Here is a 17,811-nt window from a genome sequence, read left to right on the forward strand (position 1 = left end):
TGGGTAGAGCCACAGAGATTGTAAAGGAAGCCTTGTTGAATTCCAAGAGAGTTTTGCAGCGATATTTGACACCCCTGATCGCCCTGTCGGTGATGGCCCTGTTGGGCATGGGTTCCAGCATGGAGGCCAGCGTTTTGACCGGGGAGCCACGGACACGAGAACGTCTCCATCCACTTTTGCCCCGGGTGGGAGTGGCGGAAGACGGGACGCCGGTGCCTGGGGTGGTGGGTGCGGATGCGCTGATCGTGGTGGATCACCGGTCGGTGGCGGAGTTTGAGCTGATTCCCGAGGAGTATCTGGCGGCGGCGCGGAACCTGCGGATGGTTTTTTCGGACCGGTCGGTGGGGCAGAACATCAACGAAGGGTTGGACTGTCTGACGGCGAGCAGTTGGGGGAGTGCGCCGGCGTCGTGTCGGCGGGACTACTACGACAGCAACTGGAGCTGGAAGACGTACACGGAGGCGGACCGGCAGGCGGGGGTAGTGCCTGGGCGGATCTTGTTTGAGCCGGACCCGGTGCGGTACAACCGGAGCAACTGGGAGTTTGAGTTTCGGATGGGGACGTGGAGTGAGCTGACGCAGGATTTCATCCAGAATCTGGCGCCGGCGCATGTTGGGAGCAAGGATGTGCTGTCGTACCAGTTCAGCTATTTGAATGTGGAGGGGGACAGCGACATTGCGGATCCCGCCAGCGGATTTTTTGCGAACAACGGGGACAAGTACGACATCTACGATTTAGAGGCGTACATGGCCCAGCATCCGGACAAGGTGTTCATTTTGTGGACGACGAGTCTGGCGCGGAGCATCGGGACGGAGGCGGCGCGGGAGTTCAACGAGCAGATGCGGGCGTATGCGGCGGCGAACGGGGGGATTTTGTTTGACGTGGCGGACATTGAGTCCCACAGGGAGACGGGGGAGCCCTGTTATGACAATCGGGATGGGGTGCAATACTGCACCACGAATGGGGCGTGTGAGAACCATGCGGACGATGGGTTGAACCTGCCGGCCATCTGCCAGGATTACACCACGGAGGTGGATGGGGGGCATTTGGGAGCGGTGTCTGGGGGGAAGATTCGGCTGGCCAAGGCGTTTTGGGTGTTGATGGCCCGGATCGCGGGGTGGCCAGGCCCTGGAAACACCCCCACCCCCACGCCTACCAGTGGAACACCCCCGGCTACCAACACGCCCACGAGGGTTCCCACTGTCACGGATACACCGGCCGCCCGTGTCTTTGTCCCGCTGATCCAACGCTAAACCTGTGATGACACAACCTTCTTCCCATCCATCTCCCCGCTGGACCCGGGTTTCCTGGCTGGCGGGGTTGATGGTATTGGCCCTGGCCGGCGCCGGGGCTGTCCTCTATGCCACTGCCTGGGGGCTGGGCGCCTCGCCGGATTCGGCCGCCTACATCGGCGTGGCCCGGAATCTCCTGGCCGGGCGTGGTCTGGGGGTACCCTTCGGCCAGACGGCTGACGTGCCGCTGACCCACTTCCCGCCCCTCTACAGCCTGGCGCTGGCTCTGGTGGGCGGCCTCTCGGGCACCGACCCGTGGCTGAGCGGCCGCTGGCTCCAGGCAGCCCTGCTGGCCCTGAGCGTGCTTGGGGTGGGGGGAATGGCCTATGGGTTGGCCCGACGGAGCGGCCGGGCGGCCCTGCTGGCCGGGCTGCTGTGGATGACTTCGCCGGCTCTGTTGGGACTCTATCTGATGGCCTGGAGTGAAGCCCTCTTCCTGTTTCTGGGCCTGGGAGGCCTGGCCCTGCTGGCCCTCTACCTGGTGCATCCATCCCGGCGGCTGCTGGCCCTGGCGGCCCTGGCCATCGGCCTGGCCGTGGTGACCCGCTACGCGGGCCTGGCCCTGGTGGCCACGGGACTGGTTGCCCTGTGGTGGCTCTCGGAGGACAGCCGCCTGCGCAGGCTCACCGACGGGGTTTTCTTCGCCCTGCTGAGTGGCCTGCCCCTTGCCATCTGGCTGGTACGTAACCTGCTCATCGGGGGCGAGGCCACCGGGCGGAAAATCGCCTTTCACCCGCTGAGCCGGGCCCACCTGATCCAGGGATTGGACACTGTTTCTGGCTGGCTCTTTCTGCCGGCTTCTGCGCCCGGCTGGATCAAGGCCGGCGGCGTGGCGCTGCTGGCCCTGGCGCTGGCCATCATCCTGCTGGCCCATCTGCCGGGGCGGCGTTTCCAGGGTGCCATCCGGTTCCCCACGGACGACCTGGCCGGCGCGCTGGTCTGGGTCCTGGGGCTTTTTCTGGGGATCTATGTCCTGTTCCTGGCCTTTTCCATCTCCCTGGTGGATTACAACACCCCGCTGGACGGGCGCATCCTGGCCCCGGCCTGGGCCGCTGCTTTCCTCCTGCTGGTGCGGGGGGGCTTCTTGCTGACCGACAGGGGGCCGCGGCCGGCCCTCGCCCGGGTGGCGGTGGCGACCCTGGGGGCGCTGGTGGTGGGCCTCTTCAGCGTCCAGGCGTGGGCCACGGTGCAGGCTGCCCACGCCGACGGGCTGGGTTTTGCCTCCCGCCGCTGGCACGAGTCACCTGTGGTGGCGGCTGTGGCGAGCCTGCCGACCACCACCCCGGTCTTCTCCAACGTGCCCGACGGCCTCTACCTGTGGACCGGCCGCCGCACCCTGTCCCTACCCAGGCCGGTGCGGGCCACTTCCCGACAGGCCAACGAGCGTTACAGCGCCGAGATGGCCATGGTGCGCCATACCCTGGAGGCCCAGGGCGGGGTGGTGGTCTATTTCCGGGATCTGGCCCGCAACGCAACCCTGGATGAAGACTCCCTGCGCACCGAACTGGGGCTCCACGTCATCTTCAATGGGCCGGACGGCGTCATCTACGGCGCTCCTGTGGCCATTCGATAGGTTTTCGACAGCTTCAAAGCCGGCAAAAGCAGGTACAATGGAGGCAGGTCTCTGAGGAGGCCAGTCTCCCTGGCCCATGGATGGGAACGGAAAGAGCCTATGCCAACCGTCAGCGTCATCATCCCCGCCTACAACCAGGCCCGCTACCTGGGCGCCGCCATTCGGAGCGTGCTGGAACAGAGCCACCAGGACTTTGAGCTGATTGTGGTGGACGACGGCTCCACGGATGAGACGGCGTCCGTCTGTGGGCAGTTCGACGATGCCCGGATCCGTTATCTGTACCAGGACAACGCCGGCCTGTCCGCGGCCCGCAACACAGGTCTTCATTGCTGTCAGGGCGCCTACATCACCTTCCTGGACGCGGATGACCTGTTCCTGCCGGACAAGCTACGCCTGCTGTTGGACAGGATGGAAGCCGACCCCGCCCTGGGACTGGTAGCCGGCCAGGCCATTCCCATCGATGAGGACGGCTGCCAGATCGGCAAGGTCTTCGACCAGGCGCCGCCGGCAGATGCCTCCCGCTGGTTGCTGGCCAATCCCTTGCATGTGGGCAGCGTGCTCCTGCGTCGGGAGTGGCAGGAACGGGTGGGCTTCTTCGACGAGTCCCTCCGCTCCTACGAGGACTGGGACTACTGGCTGCGGCTGGCCCTGGCCGGGTGCCCCATGGGGTGGGTAGATCAGCCCGTGTCGCTGTATCGGTTTCACACCCGGCAGATGACCCGGAACGGCGAGCAGATGACCCAGGCCACCTTCGCCGTGCTGGACAAGGTGTTCAGTCGGCCCGATCTGCCCCCTGCCTGGCAGGAGCGGCGGAGCGAGGCCTACGCCAGCGCCCATCTGCGGGCCGCCGCCCAGGCCTACCTGGCCCAGGATTTCGCCCGGGCCCAGCAGGCCATGGCCGACGCGGTGCGCAGCAACCCCCGGCTCCTGGAGCATGACGCCCGGGAGTTGGCCCGGCGGGTAGCTGCCTGGGCCGATTCACCCAAGATCAGCAGGCCGCTGGATTTTTTGGAAAGCATCTACACACACCTGCCGCCCGAACTGGCCCCCCTGGCCCGGCGCCGCAACCGGGATCTGGCCCGGGCCGCCCTGCAGAAGGTCTTCGAGGCCCGACGACGGGGCGATGTTGAGACGGAGCGCCACTATCTCATGTGGGTACTTCGCTATCAGCCCTCCTGGCTGTGGAATCGTGGCGTGCTGGCCCTGGCCCTTCGCCACGGGTGGCGGGCCCTGAGAATGGAGAGGATTTAGCCGTATGCCTGGTCTTGTTGGCGTAGTGGGTAGCGGCGGCCCCGAGTTGATCGGGGCCGTCTTGTCTGAGATGGCCCAGGCGGTCCGACACCACCCCTGGTACCGGGTTACGCTGCATCAAGAGCCTGGCTGTGGCCTGGGGCGAGTCAGCCTGGGCCACGAGCCAGATCCTGAGCAGCCGGTTTGGGATCCCGGCGGTCGGGTCGCCCTGTGGATGGAGGGAGAGCTCTACAACGGGCCGGCGCTGCGGCAGCGGTTGGCTGCCCAGGGATTCCCGGCGCCTGTGGAAAGCGATGCCGATCTCCTCCTGCGCCTCTACCTGGCGGAAGGGGAGGGGTTTGCCGCCCTCCTGAACGGCGCCTTCGCCATCGCCATCTGGGACCGGCGGAGTCGGACCCTGCTCCTGGCCACCGACCGCTTCGGCTCCTACCCCATCTACTACGCCCGGGTGGGCGATCGCTTGCTCTTCGCCCCCAACGTCCATGGGCTGCTGGCCGACCCGGACCTGCCCCGGACGGTGGACGAGGGTGCCATCGCCCAGGCCCTGACCTTTGACCACATCCTGGGCGACCGGACCTGGCTGAAGGCGGTGCGCCTGGCGCCGGCGGCCTCCCTCCTCCGGTTCCACGACGGCCAGCTGACGGTGCGACCCTACTGGGACCTGCGCTACCCGGCCTACTACGAGATCGGGAATGAGGACGAGTATGTGGAGGAGTTCGTCCACCTCCTGCGCCAGGCCGTGGCCCGGCAACACCGGGGAGAACGGGCTGCCGGCATGCTCCTCAGCGGCGGCCTGGATTCCCGGGTCCTGCTGGCGGCCATGCGGGACGGGCCGCTGGTGGATCCCCTCTACGCCTTTACCTGGGGGATCCCCGGCTGTGACGACGCCCGCTTTGCCCGGGAAGCCGCGGCGGTGGTGGGCGCGCAGCATCACTTTTTCGAGCTGCAGCCCGACTACCTCCGCCACAAGGCCGAGGAGGGCGTGCGCCTGACCAACGGCGCCAACTGCATCCACTATCACGCCCTGGCCAACCTGGAGGCCCAGTCTCAACACACGGGCGTCATCTACAAAGGGGTGATGGGCGACGCCATGATGGGCACCGCGCTGACCCGCCCCTTCTGGGCCCAGTACGACCGGGAGACCCTGCCCTGGGCCCATTTCAAGATGCACCACGACCGGGGGGTGTTGCTCTTTACCCCGGCGGAGCAGGAGGAGCTCTTCAGCCCAGACTTTCAGCGTCAGGTGGGGGATGCGGTGATGGCCGATTATACGGCCGGGATGCTCGCTTCCCAGGCCGAACAGATGGCCGATCAGCGCATCTACTTCGACCTGCGCCAGCGGGTGCCCCGCATGACCTGGAATGGGGTGGAGCTGGTACGCAGCCGGGCCCGGGTGCGCATCCCCTACTGTGACAACGACGTGGTGGACTTTGCCCTGCATCTGCCGCCGGGCTTCCGCTTTGAGCGGTACCTGCTCAAGAAGGTGTTGGTGGCCGTCTATCCCAATCTGGCCCAGATTCCGTACACCGAGACGAACCTGCCCCTGCGGGCCTGCGCCAGGGACGTCATCATCCGGGCCCAGCGGCTGGCCGCCTGGCACCTCCACCGGCTGGGGTTGCGTCGCTCGCCCGACATTCCCAGGCGGCCCTATGCCCGCTACGACCAGTGGTTCCGCACCGAGTTGCGGGATTGGGTCAGCGACATTCTCCTGGACGAGCGCACCCTCTCCCGGGGCTACTTCCAGCCCGAGACCATCCGCCGGCTGGTGTCGGAGCAGATGGCCGGTGCTCGCCATGCGGTCAAGTTGGGGGCGTTGATCTCCCTGGAACTCTGGCATCGCCAGTTCCTGGAGGCCCCGTCGGCCCGTTCCGCACCCATTCCTGCAGCGCGGGAAGCGTCGCCGCTACCGGCGTAACCCACGGTTCATCCTTGCACGTTCATTTGAGTGAAAGTAAACGAGGTGTTGGTTCATGCTCCGCCCGATCTTTTTCCGTTCTCAGGTCCAACCATTTGTCAATCTTTTCGTCGAGCGGGCCGGCAGCACCTATCTGGCCACGCTGTTGGACTCCCATCCCCACATTGTCTCCCTGCGGGAAGAGCTGGCTGTGCTCCGCCAGCAGGGCAAGGATGGGGCCGCGCAGCTGGCGTGGGCCCGGGAGTTCTGGACGCCCCCTCTGCTGGGCCGTGCCAAGGCCCGGGGCTTTAAGACCAAGCTGGTGGATATCCTGGACCCCGACGGCTTTGCCCGCCTGCTCCAGGAGAAAGAGTGTCGTGTCCTCTGCCTGCGCCGGCGCAACACCGTCAAGGGCGTGGTCTCCACCCTCAACGCCCGGCGGCTGTGGGAACGGGCCGGCACCTGGAACCTCCTGGACGAGAGCAAGCGCCGGGATCAGGCCCTGCAGGTGGACTTCCAGGAGTTCGACCAGCTGCTGCGCCAGCGGGAGGCGTGGGACCAGGAGCTGGAGGAGTACGTGGAACGCCTGGGCCTGCCCACCCTGATGCTCTACTACGAAGATCTCCTGTTGGACGAAGCGGCTTTTTTGAACCAGGTCTTTGCCTTCCTGGGGGTCCGCCCCCAACCCGTCCAGGGACGGACCCTGAAGAACACCCGGGACAACCTGCGGGATGTGCTGGCCAACTTTGAGGAGCTCCGGGAGCGCTACCGCAATACCCGCTACGCGGCCATGTTTGACGAAGTACTGGTGGGATGACCATGCGCGTTGGCATCGCCATTGAAGAGACGTGGGACTTCCTCCACGAGATCTACGCCGACCTGTCGGCCCATCACCAGACGACCCTCTTCCGGCGGCGGACCCTCTCCCTGCCTGTGCTGAATGGCCGCTTCAACCGGCTGGTCTTCCAGCGGGACCTGCAGCAATTTCTGCGCCAACAGGATGTGGTCTTCTTCGAATGGGCCAGCGGGCTGCTGGCCGCGGCGACCCACCTGCCCAAGTGCTGTGGCATCGTGACCCGCCTCCACCGCTATGAGCTGTACCAGTGGGCCGACCGGATCAACTGGGACGCGGTGGATCGCATCATCCTGGTGAGCGAAGCCAAGCGGCAGGAGTTTACCGCCCGTTTCCCGGAGCAGGCCGCCAAAATCACGGTGATCCCGGAAGCCGTCTCCCTGGAACGCTTCCGCCCCACCTTCAAGCCCTTCGCTGGCGACCTGGGCATCCTCTGCCACCTGCGGCCCCGCAAGCGGGTCTACGACCTGATCCTGACGTTCTACGAGTTGCTGCAGGAGGGCCACGACTTTCATCTCCACGTGGGGGGAGGCGAGGCGGCCGGTTTTGCCGAATATTCCACCGCACTGTACGAGTTGGTGCGGCGCCTGGGCATCGGCGACCGGGTGACCTTCTACGGCCACGTGGAGCGGCCCGAGGAGTGGTACCGCCGCATCGACATCCTCATCTCCAACAGCTACTCCGAGGGGTTGCAGGTGACTCCACTGGAGGCCATGGCGGCTGGCTGCTACTGTCTCTCCCACCGGTGGGAAGGTGCCGAAGAGCTCTTCCCAGAGGAGAACCTCTTCTACACCAGCTCCGAGCTGAAGCGCCAGATCCTGGCCTACAGCCAGCTGACGGAGACCGAGCGGCAGCTCAAGAAGTTTGCCCTGCGGGCCCGGGTGCGGGACCACTTCAACGTGGACCGAACCAAGGTCGCCATCCGCCAGCTCATCGAGGGGGCGGCCCTCCAGGTTGCCCTGTAACCGGCCTGATACAGTCTGGCGTAAATACCACGGCAGAAATTCGGCGGCACTACCTCTGGTAGAATCTATCGGCGAATTTCTGCCGGGATTTACCCAACCCGCTTTCCCCGCCAGAACCTTGGCGGACGTCTGTAGACATCCACCTGTCTGAGCCAGGGAGTCAATTTTTGAAGATCGGATATCTCATGCAGCAGGGGGTGGACGTGTGGCATCCCCCGTTCGACGGGCCGGCCAATCACGTCCGCCACGTGGTGGAGGCGCTCCAACGCCGGGGCCACCAGGTACGCCTGCTGGCACGCCTGGAAGGGCGTATTGGCTACAGCGATGGCCTGGGTCCCTTCCAGCCGGTGACGGTGCGCCACAGCGATGGGGGCCCCCTGCGCTGGCTGGAGCGGGCCGTGCGACGGCTCCAGGCGACCCTGCGCCTGCCCTATGCAGGCCTGTTCGAGAGCATCCGCTTCGCCCAGGCCTGCCGCCAGGAGCTGACCGGATGTGACCTCCTCTACGAGCGGAAGAGCTGGATGACCTATGGCGGCGTGCTGGCCGCCCGCTGGATGGGGATTCCCCTGGTCCTGGAAGAAAACGGCGACAACCTGCTGGACCTGGAGGCCAAGGGCCAGGCCCCCACGGGCCTGCAACGTCGTCTCTCCCTGGCCGTGATGGGCTGGGCCATGCGCGGCGCAGCCCACGTGGTGGCCTCTGGCGAGGGGTGGCGGGAACAGTTCATCCGCCGCTGGGGCGTGGACCCTTCCCGGGTGACCACGGTGGAGAACGGCACCGTCCTGGTGGAGCTCTTGTCCCGGGAGCAGCTGCGCTCCTTTCGCCTGCGCCGGGCGCCTCAGGATCCGGCCACCCTGGCCTACGTGGGGGGCTTCTACCCCTGGCATGGGGTGACGCACCTGCTGCGGGCCTTTGCCCGGACCCACAGGCGCTTTCCCCAGGCCCGGCTTTTGATGGTGGGCTACGGCGCCGGCTACGACGAGGCCCGGCAGCTGGCCCACCAGCTGGGGATCGGCCAGGCGGTCACCTTCACCGGCCAGCTGGCGCCTGAAGCCTACGCCCCGCGCCTGGCCCAGGCGGACATCGGCCTGTCGCCCTACTGCGGCTGGCCCGAGTTCTCGGGCCTGAAGGTGTTGGACTACAAGGCCGCCGGGCTGGCCACTATCGCCTCGGGCCACGGCAAACATCCGCCCACCCTTCGCCACGGGGTCACCGGCTGGATTGTACCCCCCTGTGACGAGGATGCGCTGGCCGGGGCCATGGCCGCTTTGCTGGCCGACCCGGAGCTCTGCCAGCGGCTGGGGCAGGCAGCCCGCCAGGAGGCTGAAGTGTGCCATACCTGGGAACGCACGGTGGACCGGTTGCTCCAGGTGTTCCAGCAGGTGCTGGCCCAGAAATCAGATTCGATGGGATAGAAGAGATGGAAGCTGGATTGGTCAGCGTCATGATGCCGGCGTACAACGCCGAAACCTATATCGGGATGGCCATCGAAAGCGTGTTGGCCCAGACCTACCCCCACTGGGAACTGATCGTGGTCAACGATGGCTCCGCCGATGGCACAGGCCCGGTGGCCGAATCCTTCGCAGATCCCCGGGTGCGGGTCTACCACCGGCCCAACGGCGGCGAGGCCGCGGCCCGCAACTTTGCCCTGGACCAGATGCGGGGAGAATTTGTGGCCTTCCTGGATGCCGACGACCTTTTCCTGCCGGAACATCTGGCCCTGACGGTGGCGCATCTGCAGCGGCACCCCGAGCACGGCGGCGTCTACACCGATGGCCACTACTGCGACGGCGCCGGCGTGCGCCTGGAGAAGCTCTCCAGCCATCGCCGGGGGCCGTTTACCGGCGACATCTTTGCCGAGGTGGTCCGGGCCTCGGATGTCTTCGGCCCACCCATCTGCGTGGTGCTGCGGCGGCAGGTGGTGGTGGCCCATGATCTCCGCTTCGACCCGGAGATCGTCATCGGCCCGGACTGGGACTTCCTGACCCGCTTTGCCGCCGTGACCCACTTCGGCTACGTGGACCAGGCCACCTGTCGCTATCGGGTGCACCAGACCAACGTCACCGTGCGCACGGATGCCCGGCGCCGGGCCCTCTACCTGGCCCGCTGCCGGGAGAAGGCCATTCACCTGCCTCGCTTCGCCGAGTGTCCGGTGGATGTCCAGGTGGCCGCCTTCTACGACCTGCTGGTGGAGCAGTTGGCCGGTTACCCGGAGCGCCAGAGCCAGGCTACGGCCTGGCCCCAGTTCGCCCTGCTGCCCCGGAACGAGCAGGCCCGCCTGCTGCGCCTCATGGCCAGCCAGGCGTTGCTCCGGCGGGGGGACCGCCAGGCGGTGACCCGCTGGCTGGCAGAGGCCCGGCGGCTGAATCCGGCGGATGTGCAGGCGGCGCTGCTGTCCGCTTTCTTTCAGTTCAACCCGCGGCTCTGCCGCCTGCTGTTGACCTTCAAGCAAGCCGTCACCCGTCGCGGCGGCCCACCCCTGACGCCCTTTGGCAAGTTATCGTAAATTGCATTGATCCGTTGTTCATGTTGTCCGTCATGTTGTCCAGAGATTGCACACGAGGAGTGAACGTAGATGAACACCGCCCATGACTATCTGATTATCGGCGCCGGCCCGGCCGGCCTGCAGCTGGCCTATTATATGGAGAAGAGCGGCCGGGATTACCTGATCCTGGAGCGGGAGAAGAATCCTGGCGCGTTCTTCGAGAAGTTTCCCCGCCATGGCATGTTGATTTCCATCAACAAAGTCTTCACCGGCACCGATCATCCGGAGCGCAACATGCGGTGGGATTGGAATTCCCTGCTCTCCGATGAGTATGAGCTGGTCTTCAAGAATTACACCAGGCGCTACTTCCCCACGCCGGATGTTCTCTGCCGCTACCTGAGCGACTTTGCCCAGCGCTATCAACTGCGGGTGCAGTACAACACGTCGGTGGTCCAGGTGCGCAAAGAAGATGGCCTCTTCCACGTGACCGACGCCCAGGGCAACACCTACCTGGGACGGCGGCTCATCGTGGCCACGGGTCTCTTCAAGCCCTACATTCCCGACTTCCCCGGCGTGGAGTACTGCGACAACTACGTGACCCACAACACCGATCCCGAGCTCTACCGGAACAAACGGGTGCTCATCCTGGGCAAGGGGAACTCGGCCTTTGAAACGGCCAATCACCTGGTGGAGACAGCGGCCGCCATCCACGTGTGCAGCCCCAACTCGGTGAAGTTCGCCTGGCAGACCCACTACGTGGGCCACCTGCGGGCCGTGAACAACGACTTCCTGGACACCTACCAGCTCAAGTCCCAGAACACGGTGATCGACGGCACGGTCATGAAGGTGGAGCGGGAGGGCAACCGCTACTGCGTGCACATCGCCTACAGCCACGCCAAGGGCCAGACCACCATGCGGGAATACGACCACGTGATCCTGTGCACGGGCTTCCAGTTCGACAACTCCATCTTCCACGAGAGCTGCCGGCCGGAGCTGGCCATCCACAACCGCTTCCCGGCCCAGACCGCGGAGTGGGAGTCGACCAACGTGCCTGGCATGTATTTCGCCGGCACGCTCATGCAGGCCTGTGACTACAAAAAGACCATGTCCGGCTTCATCCACGGCTTCCGCTACAACGTGCGCACCCTGAGCCGCCTGCTGGAGGTCAAGTACCACGGCACCCCCTGGCCCAGCGAGTCGGTGCCCCTGACGCCCCGGGCCGTGTTGGACAAAGTGCTGGACCGGATCAACAACGGCTCTGGCATCTTCCTGCAGCCGGGCTTCCTGCAGGATGTGGTCGTGGCGGACGAGGAGGCGGGCATGGCCCACTACTACGAAGACCTGCGGGCCGACTATATTCACCAGAGCCCCTTCGGCGCCAACAGTCACTACTACACCGTCAGCCTGGAGTACGGTCACTTCATGGGCGACCCCTTCAACATAGAGCGGGATCCGTCGCCGGAGAGAGCCCACGAGGCGGCCTACCTGCACCCGGTCATCCGCCGCTTCAACCAGGGCCGGCTGGTCTCGGAGCATCACATCCAGGACGACCTGGAGAGCGAGTGGTACCTGGACGAATACGTGAAGCCCGCGCTGGCCTATTTCAAGTCTCAGCTCTCTGCGACCCGGGATACCCAGCCCATCCTGGGTTGAGGGATACGGGCGTCCAGGCAGGCGGTGGTCTGGGGCAGGAGACTGCCCCAGACCACCTGAGAAACGTTGTCAAGAGGGGATGTGTACCATGCGAATCGCCATCTACCACAACCTGCCGTCCGGCGGGGCCAAAAGGGCTCTCCAGGAATTGGTGAAGGGGCTGGGCCCGCGCCATCACGTGGACGTCTTCACCCTCAGCAGCGCGGACCATGGATTTGCCGACCTGCGGCCCTACGTGAACGGCCATCAGGTGATGGATTTTCAACCCCTGCCCCTGTTCCGTTCGCCTTGGGGCCGGCTGAACCAGCTCATGCGCATGGCCGATCTCCTGCGGCTGCAGCAGCTGACCCGGCGGCTGGCCCAGACCCTGGAGCAGGGGGACTATGACGTGGCCTTCGTGCAGCCCTGTCAGTTCGAGGTCAGCCCATCCTTGCTCAGCCGGCTGCAGACGGTCCCCACGGTCTATTTCTGTCAGGAGCCCCTGCGTCGAGTGTACGAGCCTATGCCGGCCCGCCCCTACAACCAGCCTCGGAATTCCTGGCGTCGTCGGCTGGACCGGCTGGATCCCCTGCCGGGGCTCTATCACCTGCTCCTCAAGCAGGCCGACCGCCACAACGTGCGCCAGGCCGACCGGGTGCTGGTGAACTCCCACTTCGTCCGCCGGGCGGTGGATCGCATCTACGGGGTGGAGGCCCACGTCAGCTACCTGGGCGTGGATGTGCGCCAGTTTCGGCCCCTGGGGCTGGCCCGGGAGAAGATGGTGCTCTCGGTGGGCTCCTTGACGCCCCTCAAGGGCTTCGACTTCCTGATCCGCTCCCTGGCCCGGCTACCCGCTGCCGACCGGCCCCGGCTGGCCATCGCCAGCAACTTCCAGAACCCGCCTGAGCGGGATTACCTGCACCAGCTCGCGGCTGAGCTGGATGTGGAGCTGGCGCTGTTGGGCAACGTCAGCGATCAGCGGCTGGTGGAGCTGTACAACCAGGCCCAGGTCACTGTCTACGCGCCCGTTCGGGAGCCCTTTGGGTTGGTGGCCCTGGAATCCATGGCCTGCGGCACGCCGGTGATCGCCGTGCGGGAGGGCGGCACCCAGGAGACAGTCCTCCACGATCAGACGGGCCTGCTGGTCCGGCGGGATGAGCGGGAGTTTGCCGAGGCCCTGGCCCGGCTGCTGTCGAATCCAGCCCAGGCCCGGGAATATGGCCAGGCCGGGCGGGAGCATGTAGTCCGCCACTGGAGCTGGTCCCGGGCTGTGTCTACCCTGGAGGGGCACCTGGAGATGGCCATCCAGTCGCGGCTGCAGCCGCTGGGCGCTCCCCAGCCGCTCCACGAATCCCGGTAGGCTTTGTGGAGTGGATCCACAGATTTCACAGACGAGCACGGATTTCTTCGTTCGCTTCATGGAGCGTCGGACCGTATATGCAAACATCGGATGTCACCATCGAGCAACCCGGGGCCCTGGCGCCCCTGGCTCCCATCGTCTACCGGCCCCTGCGCTACTGGGCCTGGTGGATGCCCCTCTTCGTAGTCGTGTGGGCTCTGGTTCTGTTTGTGGCTTTTCCCGATCCGGTTGGTTTGTTGCAGCGCAACTGGCCCCTGTTTTTCGTGGGCTTTGCCGGCGCCATGCTGGGCAACGCCACTGCGGTAGGCGGCGGCCTGGTCTTCATCCCGGTGATGATCTGGGTCTATCACCTGCCAGCGGTGATGGCCCTGAAGCTGGCCTTGGGCAGCCAGTGCTTCGGCATGACCAGCGGCGCCATTGGCTGGAGTCGCCGGGGTGTGGTACCCTTTCACCTGTTGCGGGTGGCGGTGCCGGCCCTGCTGCTGGGCAGCACCGTCAGCTCGCTGATCATCCGCCCCAATCCCCTGCTGGTCAAGGGGCTCTTTGGTCCGGTTTCCATCCTCATCGGCCTCATCACCCTGATCCTGTTAGACCGTTACAGCGGCGGGGAGGATGTGCCCCGGCGGGCATATCCGGCGTTGGCGGCCATGGCCTTCCTGGGAGGCATGCTCACCGGCTGGGTGGCCATCGGGGAAGGGGAGGTGGTGGCGGCGTTCCTGATGCTGGCCTATGGCCTGCGGGCCGAGCGGGGCATTGGCCTGGGGGTGGTGCTGCTGGCCATCAATTCTGTCTTCCTGGCCACCATCCATCAGTTGTTTCTGGGCGGCCTGCCCTGGGAGCTGATCCTCTTCACAGGTTTTGGCTGCGTCTTCGGCGGCCGCATGGGTCCCTACCTCAGCCAGTGGATTGGGCCACGTCGCCTCAAAATCGGTTTTGCTGTCATCGCCATCGTGGATGGCAGCATCTTCCTGTTTCAGTTTGTGTCGTCTTACCTGTCCTGAGCCAATTTGCCTTGACCCAACTGGTTACATCACCCAACTGGTGACATCGTGCGGTTGGGAGCCGTACCTGTGAAAACTGGCGCCCTCTCGCGTAGGAGAATTTTTATGGATTTTGCCTGGTCGGAAGAACAGCTTGCCTACAAGAAAGCTGTCATCGACTTTGCTCAAAAAGAATTGAACGACGATTTAATCGCCCGGGATCACGCCGGCCAGTTCTCGCTGGAAAACTGGCGCAAATGCGCCCGCTTTGGCATCCAGGGGCTGCCCATGCCCGAGGAGTACGGGGGCAGCAACGCGGACATCCTCACCACCATGCTGGTGATGGAAGGGCTGGGCTACGGCTGCCGGGACAACGGCCTGATCTTTGCCATCAACGCCCAGCTCCTGAGCGTCCAGATGCCCATCCTGCTCTTTGGCACAGAAGCCCAGAAGCAGAAATACCTGTGCCCCATGTGTAGCGGCGAGATGATCGGCGCCCATGGCATGTCGGAGCCCGACTCCGGGTCCGACGCCTACAGCCTGCGCACCCGGGCTACCCGGGTGGATGGCGGCTACGTGCTCAACGGCACCAAGACCTTCGTCACCAACGCGCCCGTGGCCGACATGGCCCTGGTCTTCGCCACTGTGGCCCCGGAGCGGGGCATGTGGGGCATCACCGCCTTTCTGGTGGACAAGGGCACGCCGGGCTTCACCGTGAGCCGGAACCTGGAGAAGATGGGCCTGCGCACCTCTCCCATGGGGGAGCTCATCTTCCAGGATTGCTTCATCCCGGAGGAGAACCGGCTGGGCCCCGAGGGCATCGGCGCCAAGATCTTCAATGGCTCCATGGAATGGGAGCGAAGCTGCATCCTGGCCAGCCAGCTGGGTGCCATGGAGCGGCAGCTGGAGGAGGCCGTCCGCTATGCCCGGGAGCGGCGCCAGTTCGGCCAGCCCATCGGCAAGTTCCAATCCGTGGCCAACCGCATCGTGGACATGAAGATCCGCCTGGAGACCAGCCGCCTGCTCCTCTACCAGGTGGCCTGGCTGAAGCAGATGGGCAAGCCCGCGGTGATGGAGGCGGCCATGGCCAAGCTTTACCTGAGCGAATGCTTCGTCCAATCCAGCCTGGACGCGGTGCGGACCTTCGGCGGCTACGGCTACATGACCGAGTTTGAAGTGGAGCGGGATCTGCGGGACGCGGTGGGCGGCACCCTCTATTCGGGGACGTCGGACATCCAGCGCAACATCATTGCCCGTATGTTGGGCCTGTGAACGGTGGGGCTGGCCTGTCCCCGGCAGGCCCTGGTGTAGAGATGGTCGAGAGAAGGGAGCAGTGACCATGCGATATCTGTTGACAGACGGCGTTCGGGATGCCGCCCAGGTTGCGCCAGAGCGGGAAGCGGTGCGCTGCAACGGCCAGAGCCTCTCCTATGGGGAGCTGTGGCAGCGGGCCCTGGCCCTGGCATGGACCCTGCGCGACCAGGGCGTGGCCCGGGGCGACCGGGTGGGCATCTACTTCAACAAATCTCTGGAATCGGCGGTGGCCCTGTATGGGATCATGCTGGCTGGCGCTGCCTACGTGCCCCTGGATCCTTTCGCTCCCCTGGAGCGGCTGCGCTATGTGATCCAGGACTGTGGCATCCAGGTCCTGGTGACCGGCGAGGGGAAACGGCCGGATCTGGCCCGGCTGGCTGCGGCCCTGCCGGAGTTGCATTGCTGCGTAGGCGTGGCCCCCGGCGACGACCTGCCCACAGCCGCCATCCCCTGGGATCAGGTGGTGGGCGGGCCGGAGCGGGGCCTGCCGGTCCCCAACCTGGTGGAGCAGGATCTGGCCTACATCCTCTACACCTCGGGGTCCACCGGCAACCCCAAGGGGATCATGCACACCCATCGCAGTGGGCTGAGTTTTGCCGAGTGGGCGGCCCACACCTACGAGCTTCGGGCCGAGGACCGGGTCAGCAACCATGCGCCCCTGCACTTCGACCTGTCCACCTTTGACTTCTTTGCCACCGCCATCGCCGGCGGCACCGTGGTCATCATTCCCGAGGTGGTCACCAAGTTCCCGGCCAGCCTGGCCAAATTGATGGAGCAGGAGCGGCTGAGCGTCTGGTACTCGGTGCCCTTCGCCCTGATCCAGCTCCTGCTGCGGGGAGGGCTGGCGGCCCGGGACCTGAGTTCCCTGCGCTGGGTGCTCTTTGCGGGGGAGCCCTTCCCCACCAAGCACCTGCGGGATCTGATGGCCCAGTTGCCCGGGGCCCGCTTCAGCAACCTGTACGGCCCCACCGAGACCAACGTCTGCACCTATTATCATGTGCCTCCCCTGCCGGCGGACTCGGACGAGCCCATTCCCATCGGCCGCCCCTGCGCCAACGTGGAGGACCTGGTACTGGACGGCGACGACCGGCCGGTGGCGCCGGGCGAGGTGGGGGAGCTCCTGATCCGCAGCCCGCTGGTCATGCAGGGCTACTGGGGGCGGCCCGACCTGACGGCCCGGGGCTTCTACCACCGGACCATCGCCGGCCAGATGGAAGCCATCTACTACCGCACGGGCGACCTGGTGATGTTGCAGCCCGACGGCAACTACAAGTATCTGGGCCGCAAGGATCGTCAGATCAAGACCCGGGGCTACCGGGTGGAGCTGGACGAGATCGAGGTGGCCCTGCTGGCCCACCCGGCGGTACACGAGGCCGCGGTCTATCCCGTCCCCGACGGCCAGGGGAGCAACCTGATCAAGGCTGCGGTGGTGCCCACGCCTGGGGAAAGCCTGACCGTCAGCATGCTCATGGAGCACCTGAGCAGCCGGCTGCCCGCCTATGCCGTCCCCGCGGCCATCGACATCCTGGAGGAGTTCCCGCGTACTTCCACGGGCAAGATCAACCGGCGGGAGCTGCAGGCCCTGGCAGCCACGGCCCAGGCGTGAGCCCAGTCCGCAGATGCCACAACTTGTACCACAACTAAATCAGGCACAGCTCCACCCTCTTGGCACGTTAGTTTTAGTCAAATTTTCAACTTTCAGCTGTTTTATTGATGAGGAGTAGAACGACACAATGGACAAGAAAACCGCAATCCTGGACTTCATCCAAGATGAAATCATGAAGCGGCGGGACCCCAACCTGTCCAGCTCAACGGACCTGCTGTCCACTGGTGTGCTGGACTCCCTGGGCATCCTCCAGCTGGTGGCCTTCATCGACGAGCGGTTTGGCATCCAGGTGCCGGACGAGGATGTGGTCTACGAAAATTTCCACAGCGTGGACTCTCTGGTCGCGTACCTGGAGCAGAACCCCGCGCACGCCGCCTGATCCAGGTTGGCATGGTGCGTAGTGCGTCGTAAATCCCGGCAGAAATTCGCCAATGGGTTCCATCAGAGGGCGTGCGCCCAGAGGGCACCCGGAATTTCTGCCGTGGTATTTACGCCAGACTTTTACGCCAGACTTTTACGCCAGACTGTAGTCGTGCATGGTACATGGTGGGTCAAACGGCCACGGGCCTTCCCTCCTGTGTACTACGCACTACGCACCGCCTTCGC

14 protein-coding genes are annotated in these 17,811 nt (G+C 65.3%); all 14 read left to right on the forward strand.

Annotation, left to right across the window (positions count from 1 at the left end; genetic code table 11):
• The first annotated feature begins 35 nt into the window (after window positions 1-35).
• The 14 genes from FKZ61_RS11665 to FKZ61_RS11730 all read left to right on the forward strand — a co-directional run bounded on the left by FKZ61_RS11665 (window position 36) and on the right by FKZ61_RS11730 (window position 17,584).
• Entirely contained in the window at window positions 36-1,253 is a 1,218-nt protein-coding gene (locus tag FKZ61_RS11665; protein WP_141610297.1) for a hypothetical protein, read from the forward strand.
• A gap of 7 nt (window positions 1,254-1,260) precedes the next feature.
• A complete protein-coding gene (locus FKZ61_RS11670) occupies window positions 1,261-2,865 on the forward strand; it encodes a glycosyltransferase family 39 protein (protein ID WP_141610298.1) in 1,605 nt (534 codons plus the stop codon).
• Between the two features lie 99 nt (window positions 2,866-2,964).
• The gene (locus FKZ61_RS11675) at window positions 2,965-4,116 is read left to right on the forward strand and encodes a glycosyltransferase family 2 protein (protein ID WP_141610299.1); all 1,152 of its coding nucleotides are present in this window, start codon (window positions 2,965-2,967) and stop codon (window positions 4,114-4,116) included.
• A gap of 4 nt (window positions 4,117-4,120) precedes the next feature.
• On the forward strand, window positions 4,121-6,031 hold the full coding sequence (locus FKZ61_RS11680) for an asparagine synthetase B family protein (RefSeq protein ID WP_141610300.1): 1,911 nt from the start codon (window positions 4,121-4,123) through the stop codon (window positions 6,029-6,031).
• A gap of 55 nt (window positions 6,032-6,086) precedes the next feature.
• Window positions 6,087-6,827, forward strand: coding sequence for a sulfotransferase domain-containing protein (locus tag FKZ61_RS11685; protein ID WP_141610301.1), 741 nt, complete (start codon window positions 6,087-6,089; stop codon window positions 6,825-6,827).
• On the forward strand, window positions 6,824-7,828 hold the full coding sequence (locus tag FKZ61_RS11690) for a glycosyltransferase family 4 protein (protein WP_141610302.1): 1,005 nt from the start codon (window positions 6,824-6,826) through the stop codon (window positions 7,826-7,828). Before FKZ61_RS11685 ends, FKZ61_RS11690 begins: the two co-directional genes overlap by 4 nt.
• Before the next feature lie 167 nt (window positions 7,829-7,995).
• The gene (locus tag FKZ61_RS11695; RefSeq protein WP_141610303.1) at window positions 7,996-9,243 is read left to right on the forward strand and encodes a glycosyltransferase family 4 protein; all 1,248 of its coding nucleotides are present in this window, start codon (window positions 7,996-7,998) and stop codon (window positions 9,241-9,243) included.
• 5 nt (window positions 9,244-9,248) lie between these two features.
• On the forward strand, window positions 9,249-10,334 hold the full coding sequence (locus FKZ61_RS11700; RefSeq protein ID WP_141610304.1) for a glycosyltransferase family 2 protein: 1,086 nt from the start codon (window positions 9,249-9,251) through the stop codon (window positions 10,332-10,334).
• A gap of 69 nt (window positions 10,335-10,403) precedes the next feature.
• Window positions 10,404-11,966, forward strand: a complete 1,563-nt coding sequence (locus FKZ61_RS11705; RefSeq protein ID WP_141610305.1) for an NAD(P)-binding domain-containing protein — start codon at window positions 10,404-10,406, stop codon at window positions 11,964-11,966.
• A gap of 88 nt (window positions 11,967-12,054) precedes the next feature.
• On the forward strand, window positions 12,055-13,305 hold the full coding sequence (locus FKZ61_RS11710) for a glycosyltransferase family 4 protein (protein ID WP_170199612.1): 1,251 nt from the start codon (window positions 12,055-12,057) through the stop codon (window positions 13,303-13,305).
• Between the two features lie 77 nt (window positions 13,306-13,382).
• Window positions 13,383-14,306, forward strand: coding sequence for a sulfite exporter TauE/SafE family protein (locus tag FKZ61_RS11715; protein WP_141610307.1), 924 nt, complete (start codon window positions 13,383-13,385; stop codon window positions 14,304-14,306).
• Window positions 14,307-14,411: 105 nt separating this feature from the next.
• Window positions 14,412-15,557, forward strand: coding sequence for an acyl-CoA dehydrogenase family protein (locus FKZ61_RS11720; protein ID WP_141610308.1), 1,146 nt, complete (start codon window positions 14,412-14,414; stop codon window positions 15,555-15,557).
• 67 nt (window positions 15,558-15,624) lie between these two features.
• Window positions 15,625-17,205 carry an amino acid adenylation domain-containing protein gene (locus FKZ61_RS11725; protein WP_141610309.1) on the forward strand — a complete coding sequence of 527 codons (1,581 nt, stop codon included), beginning with the start codon at window positions 15,625-15,627 and terminating at the stop codon, window positions 17,203-17,205.
• A gap of 127 nt (window positions 17,206-17,332) precedes the next feature.
• A complete protein-coding gene (locus tag FKZ61_RS11730) occupies window positions 17,333-17,584 on the forward strand; it encodes an acyl carrier protein (protein ID WP_141610310.1) in 252 nt (83 codons plus the stop codon).
• Window positions 17,585-17,811: the final 227 nt, after the last annotated feature.

Source organism: Litorilinea aerophila, from assembly GCF_006569185.2.
Taxonomy (GTDB): Bacteria; Chloroflexota; Anaerolineae; order Caldilineales; family Caldilineaceae; genus Litorilinea; species Litorilinea aerophila.